6 protein-coding genes and 2 pseudogenes are annotated in these 6,225 nt (G+C 70.4%); 1 reads left to right on the top strand and 7 read right to left on the bottom strand.

Annotation, left to right across the window (positions count from 1 at the left end):
• From C5O18_RS05425 to ftsY, 7 genes and pseudogenes are all read right to left on the bottom strand, one after another.
• A partial coding sequence (locus C5O18_RS05425) for a DUF456 domain-containing protein (RefSeq protein WP_105192158.1) occupies positions 1 to 474 on the bottom strand: 474 nt, incomplete at its 3' end.
• Between the two features lie 7 nt (positions 475 to 481).
• Positions 482 to 682, bottom strand: coding sequence for a sulfur carrier protein ThiS (gene thiS / locus C5O18_RS05420; protein ID WP_105192156.1), 201 nt, complete (start codon positions 680 to 682; stop codon positions 482 to 484).
• 4 nt (positions 683 to 686) lie between these two features.
• Positions 687 to 1,067, bottom strand: a complete 381-nt coding sequence (locus C5O18_RS05415; RefSeq protein WP_105192154.1) for a DUF423 domain-containing protein — start codon at positions 1,065 to 1,067, stop codon at positions 687 to 689.
• 216 nt (positions 1,068 to 1,283) lie between these two features.
• Positions 1,284 to 2,144 (bottom strand): RNA polymerase sigma factor RpoH, encoded by an 861-nt coding sequence (rpoH, locus tag C5O18_RS05410; RefSeq protein ID WP_105192152.1) that lies wholly within the window; start codon positions 2,142 to 2,144, stop codon positions 1,284 to 1,286.
• A 207-nt stretch (positions 2,145 to 2,351) separates the two neighbouring features.
• The gene (gene ftsX / locus C5O18_RS05405) at positions 2,352 to 3,320 is read right to left on the bottom strand and encodes a permease-like cell division protein FtsX (RefSeq protein ID WP_105192150.1); all 969 of its coding nucleotides are present in this window, start codon (positions 3,318 to 3,320) and stop codon (positions 2,352 to 2,354) included.
• A complete protein-coding gene (gene ftsE, locus C5O18_RS05400; RefSeq protein WP_105192148.1) occupies positions 3,317 to 3,988 on the bottom strand; it encodes a cell division ATP-binding protein FtsE in 672 nt (223 codons plus the stop codon). The genes ftsX and ftsE overlap by 4 nt, the downstream gene beginning before the upstream one ends.
• Positions 3,989 to 4,045: 57 nt before the next feature.
• Positions 4,046 to 4,966: pseudogene (ftsY, locus tag C5O18_RS05395) on the bottom strand (signal recognition particle-docking protein FtsY); the annotation flags it as partial.
• Between the two features lie 278 nt (positions 4,967 to 5,244).
• Between ftsY and C5O18_RS10735 the strand changes: the two are divergent.
• Positions 5,245 to 6,225, top strand: a pseudogene (locus C5O18_RS10735) (M16 family metallopeptidase); the annotation flags it as partial.

Genomic DNA, 6,225 nt, shown 5'->3' with positions numbered 1-6,225 from the left:
CATGACGATGCCGATCACCACCTTGGCGACAATGCCCAGCAGCATGCCCAGGGTGGCGCCGACACCGGCGCGGCCGGCCTGCTGCCAGGGCCGGCCGGTGGCCAGCTCGCCCAGCATGGCGCCGGCGAAGGGGCCGATCAGCAGCCCGAGCGGTCCGAGGAATATGCCCACCACAGCCCCGACCAGCGCGCCGGTCACGGCGGCGCCGGACGCGCCGTAGCGCTTCGCGCCCAGCGCGCCGGCGACGAAGTCCAGCACCAGCGCCAGCACGCAGAGCAGGCTCAGCACCACCAGCGTGCCGGTGCCGACCGGCGTGAAATCCTCGGCCCAGGCGGCCAGGAACAGGCCGCCGAGCAGCAGCGGCGGGCCGGGCAGCGCGGGCAGCACCATGCCGGCGAAGCCGGCGGCGATCAGCAGCAGGGCGCCGGCCCACAGCGCCAGCTCCGCCCACGGCAGCGCGGTGATGAACTCCATGCGCGCCTCAGCCGCCGCCGATGGCGTGGACGATCTCCAGCCGGTCGCCGTCTTCCAGCTGGCAGATGCCGTGCTCGCTGCGCGGCACGATCTCGCCGTTGCGCTCCACCGCGATGCGCCGGCCGGCCAGGCCCTGGGTCGCGATCAGGTCGGCCACGCTGCTGCCTGCGGCCAGGGTCAGGGTTTCGCCGTTGAATCGTATCTGCATGGTCTCAGCCCCGGGTCACGGACCAGGCCAGCCACAGCCAGCCGATGATGAATGCCAGGCCGCCCAGCGGCGTGATGGCGCCGAACCAGCGCGGCGCCCCCAGCGCCATGGCGTAGAGCGAGCCGCAGAACACCACGATGCCGGTCTGCAGCCACAGCGCCGAAGCGCCGGCGCCGGCCACCGGGAGCGAGGGCAGGGCGGCGCCGGCGCGCAGCAGCACGCCGATCGCCAGCAGGCCGAGCGCGTGCCAGAAGTGGTATTCCACGGCGGTCTGCCACCAGCCCAGCTGCTCAGGGCTCAGCCGCGCCTTGAGGCCGTGCGCGCCGAAGGCGCCGGTGCCGACCGCGAGGGCCAGGTTGAGTGCCGCGATGGCGAGCCAGTTCATGTCTGCTCCTCGTGTGCGGCCTCCGTGCGGAGGCGGGGTCGAGCCGGGGTTTTAGCAGGGTGCGGCGGCCGGGGCAACGTGCCGGCACCGGCGCGCCGGTCGGTGTTGTCGTCCGGATCATCGCCCAGACGGCAGAAGACCCGCACGTGGCGGGTCTCCGGTCGCTTGCTTCGCTCCGTGGCGGCCCGCTCGGCGGGCTGCCGACGGTCGTGCGCGTCAGGCGGTCAGCGCGGCGCGCACCTTGTCCATGGCGTTCTTCTCGAGCTGGCGGATGCGCTCGGCGGACACGCCGTACTCGTCGGCCAGTTCGTGCAGCGTGGCCTTCTCCTCGGCCAGCCAGCGGCGCGACAGGATGGCCTGGCTGCGCGCGTCGAGGTTGCCGATGGCAGTCATCAGGCGAGCCTGGCTGCTGCTTTCCCAGTCGGCTTCCTCGACCTGCACCGCCGGATCGTAGCGGTGGTCCTCGAGGTAGTGGATGGGCGCCTGCGCGGCGCGCTCGTCGTCATCGTCCGGACTGCCGTCCAGCGGCGCGTCGTAGGACAGCAGGCGGCCTTCCATTTCCAGCACGTCGCGGGTGCTGACGTTGAGGTCGGCGGCGATGGCCTCGGCCTCGGCCATGGTCAGGTGACCGCTGTCCTTCTTCATGGAGCGCAGGTTGAAGAACAGCTTGCGCTGCGCCTTGGTGGTGGCGACCTTGACGATGCGCCAGTTCTTGATCACGTATTCGTGGATCTCGGCCTTGATCCAGTGCACCGCGAACGACACCAGGCGCACGCCCATGGTCGGGTCGAAGCGCTTCACCGCCTTCATGAGGCCGATGTTGCCTTCCTGGATCAGGTCAGCCTGTGGCAGACCGTAGCCGGCGTAGCTCTTGGCGATGTGCACCACGAAGCGCAGGTGGGCGAGCACGAGCTGGCGCGCGGCGTCGAGGTCCTGGTCCTGGTGCAGGCGCTCGGCGAGCGCGCGCTCTTCTTCCGCCGACAGCACAGCGACGCTGTTCACGGCCTGGATGTAGGAGCCGAGGTTGACTCCCGGAATGGTCACTGCGATCGGCTGCAAGGCCTGGCAGTCACTCATCTGGCAACGCCTCCGACTGGTTTTCAGTCAATTGCTGGAAAGGAACGGCCAAACATCATAGCACTGGCGGGACGGCCTGCAAGCGGCACCGCCAGGACGCGTATGTGTCCGGCCTCGCAGATCAGACGCCGCTCCCCGTGCATGGTTGACGCGGGGGCGGGGCGTTCCGGCGCTGCGGCCGGGAGCGCCCTGCGACGCAGCCGCCGCTCAGGGCTCCAGTTCGCGCAGGTGGCGGCCGACAGCGACCCAGGCGCCCACCCAGCCGAGCAGGCAGGCGGTGCCGATCACGCCCAGGCCGGTCAGGAACGACGGGTAGCTGAGCGTGAAGCTGCTGCCGTAGAGCCGGGCCATTTGCAGTGCCGGCTCGTTCAGCCAGGCGATCAGGCCGCTGACGGTGACCAGGGTGAACACGCCGGCGCTGAGGCCGAACCAGACACCCATGTAGATGAACGGGCGACGCACGAAGCCGTGGGTGCCGCCGAGCAGGGAAATGACGCGGATCTCCTCGCGCCGCGACTCGATGCTCAGGCGGATGGTGTTGACCACCACCAGCAGGCCGCCCAGCAGCAGGGCGCTGCCGACCGCCCAGAGCAGGCGCTGGCCCAGCTCGAGGATGGTGCGCAGGCGCTGCACCCAGGCGATGTCGACCTCGGCCAGCTCGACTTCCTGCCACTGCGCGAACTGGTCGCGCAGGCGGGTCATGGCGGCGCTGTCGGTGGTGTCGGCCGGAAACACCTCGAGCAGCGCCGGCAGCGGGTTGCTGCCGAGCTGCTCGAGGGCCGGGCCGTAGCCGGACTGGGCCTTGAACTCCTCCAGCGCGACCTCGGGCGTGATCAGGCGCGCGCGCGCCACGCCGTCGAGGGCCTGGGCGCGGGCCAGCGCCTCGCGCTGGACCTCCTCGCTGCTGCCTTCGCGCAGGTAGACCGAGAGGCGGGCATCGCCATCCCAGCTGGCGACGGCGTTGCGGGCGTCGTCGAGGAGCTTGCCCAGCGCCAGCGGCAGGCTGAGCGCGATGGTCATCACCAGCACCGTCATCAGTGTCGACAGCGGCGAGCGGGCGAGGCGGCCGAAGCTCTTGCCGGCTTCGCGGCGGTGGTGGGCCAGCCAGTGCTGGAAGCGGGCGGTGAAGGTGCTGCGCTGCTGCTGCGCGCCGCGGGCTGTGGTGTTGCGGCTCATGCGACGGCTCCGGAGTCGGCGACCAGCTGGCCGGCCTGCAGGGTCAGCAGGCGGTGCTTGAAGCGGGCGATCAGGCTGAGGTCGTGGGTGGCGACCAGGATGCTGACGCCGACCCGCGACAGGTCCTCGAAGATGTTCATGACCTCCACCGCCAGCTGCGGGTCGAGGTTGCCGGTGGGCTCGTCGGCGAGGATCACCGAGGGCTTGGCGACCACGGCGCGGGCGATGCCGACGCGCTGCTGCTCGCCGCCCGAGAGCTCCTGCGGGAAAGCCTTGGCGCGATGCTTGAGGCCGACCAGGTCGAGTGCGGCGTAGACGCGGTTGGGGATGTCGCGCGGCGGCATGCCGGCGATCACCAGCGGCAGCGCCACGTTGTCGAACACGCTGCGGTCGTCGAGCAGGTTGTGGTCCTGGTAGACCATGCCGATGTCGCGGCGGGCGAGCGCGATCTGGCGGCCCTTGAGCTGGCCGTGGTCGCGGCCGTTGACGATGACGCGGCCGCTGCTGGCGCGCTCGATGAGCATGATGAGCTTGAGCAGCGTCGACTTGCCGGCGCCCGAGTGGCCGGTGAGGAAGGCCATCTCGCCGGTGGGCAGCTCGAAGCTGAGCTCGCGCAGCGCGTCGAACTGCGGCGCGTAGCGCTTGCTCACGGATTCAAAACGGATCATTCCGGTCTCCTTGGTCGCCGGCATGGTGTGGCCGGCACGACGGCCTGTTCCGGACGCTCAGCGCGTCTCGTCGAACAGGGCCTCGACAAATTCTGCCGCCTCGAAGGGCCGCAGGTCATCCACACCCTCGCCGACACCGACGTAGCGGATCGGCAGGTGGGTGCGGCTGGCGATGTTGAACAGCACGCCGCCCTTGGCGGTGCCGTCCAGCTTGGTCACGGTCAGGCCGGTGAGCTTCACCGCCTGGTCGAACTCGCGCACCTGGTTGAGCGCATTCTGCCCGGTGCCGGCGTCGACCACGAGCATGACCTCGTGCGGCGCCGTGGGGTCGAGCTTCTTCAGCACGCGCACGACCTTGCTCAGCTCGTCCATGAGGTGGCCCTTGTTGTGCAGGCGGCCGGCGGTGTCGGCGATCAGCACGTCAATGCCTTTCGCCTTCGCGCTCTGCAGGGCGTCGAACAGCACGGATGCCGAGTCGGCGCCGCTGCCCTGCGCGACCACGGGCACGCCGTTGCGCTCGCCCCAGACCTGGAGCTGCTCCACCGCGGCGGCACGGAAGGTGTCGCCGGCGGCCAGCATGACCTGCTTGCCTTCACGCTGGAAGCGCTTGGCCAGTTTACCGATGGTGGTGGTCTTGCCGACGCCGTTGACGCCCACCACCAGGATCACGAAGGGTTTCTGCAGGCCGCCGATGTGCAGCGGCTGCTGGCGCGGGGTCAGGATCTCCGCCAGTTCCTTGCGCAGGGCGTCGTAGAGGGCGCGGGAGTGCAGCAGTTCGTTGCGCGAGACGCGCTCGGTGAGGGCGTCGACGACGCGGCGGGTGGCATCGACGCCGACGTCGGCGACCAGCAGCTGGGTCTCGATGTCCTCCAGCAGCTCGTCGTCGATCTCCTTGGCACCGATGAGCAGGGTCGCCATGCCCTGGCTGAAGGACTGGCGGGTACGGGCCAGTCCCGACTTCATGCGGCTGAGGAAGCCGCCGCCGGACGCGTCCGGCTGCTGTTCCGGGCTCTGCGCCGGCGCTTGTTCCGTGGTCATGGTCACATCCGAAAGACACAGCGGGCGCGCGCATGGCGAGCCCCGAGGGATGCGCTATGCTACCACCCTTGTCAACGGGCCTGAACGCGGCTTCGTCAACCTGTCGCCGGAGATGTCCGCGGCGGATGGCCCCGCTGTCGCCGGTGGCGTCGTGCCGGGCCGTGAGCCCTGCCGGCGCGGGCGATCAGTGAACGCACTCATTTGAAGGATGACCGAACATGCGGTTGTGGTGGCGATGGCTGCGTGCCGGCCTGACGATACCCGTGCTGCTCGCCAGCACGGGGCTGCAGGCCCGTGCCGTACCGGTCAGCTTCGTGCTCGACAACGGCCTGCGCGTGGTGGTGCAGGAGGACCGGCGCGCGCCGGTGGTGGTGACCCAGGTCTGGTACCGCGTCGGCTCGTCGGACGAGCCGCCCGGGCTCACCGGCATCTCCCACGTGCTCGAGCACATGATGTTCAAGGGTTCGCCGCGGGTGCCGGCGGGCGAGCTTTCGCGTCTGGTCGCGCACTTCGGCGGCGATGACAACGCCTTCACCTCCGACAACTACACCGTCTATTACCAGAACCATGTCGCCGACCGGCTCGGGCTGGCGCTGGAGCTGGAGGCCGACCGCATGTCCGGCCTGCGCCTGGCGCCCGAGGAATTCGCCAGCGAACTGCAGGTGGTCATGGAGGAGCGCCGGCTGCGCACCGACGACAACCCGCAGGCGCTGGCACTGGAGCGCTTCCGCGCCATGGCCTGGCCGAGCAGCCCGGCGCGTTCGCCGACGGTGGGCTGGATGCGCGACCTGCAGGCGCTCACCGTCGAAGATGCCCGCGCCTGGTACGAACGCTGGTACGCGCCCAACAACGCCGTGCTGGTGGTGGTCGGCGATGTCTCGCCGCAGCAGGTGCGCGAGCTGGCGGAACACNAGCGCCGACGGTGCTGCCGACGCCTACGCCCTGCGCGTGCTCGCCGGTGTGCTCGACGAAGGCATCAGCGCACGCCTGGAGCGGCGTCTGGTGCGCGCCGGCAAGGCCACCGCCATCCGCTCCTCCTATGACCTGCTGGCGCGTGGCGACACCCTGCTGTCGCTGATGGCGGTGCCGGCCCGGGGCCAGAGCCTGGAGGCCCTGCGCCAGGCCGTGCTGGACGAGATCCGCGCGCTGCGCGACGCGCCGGTGGCGCCGGAGGAGATCCAGCGCGTGCTGGCCAATGT

The organism is Amnimonas aquatica, from assembly GCF_002943415.1.
Taxonomy (GTDB): Bacteria; Pseudomonadota; Gammaproteobacteria; order Pseudomonadales; family Moraxellaceae; genus Perlucidibaca; species Perlucidibaca aquatica_A.
This window is presented reverse-complemented; position numbering and strand designations above follow the sequence as displayed.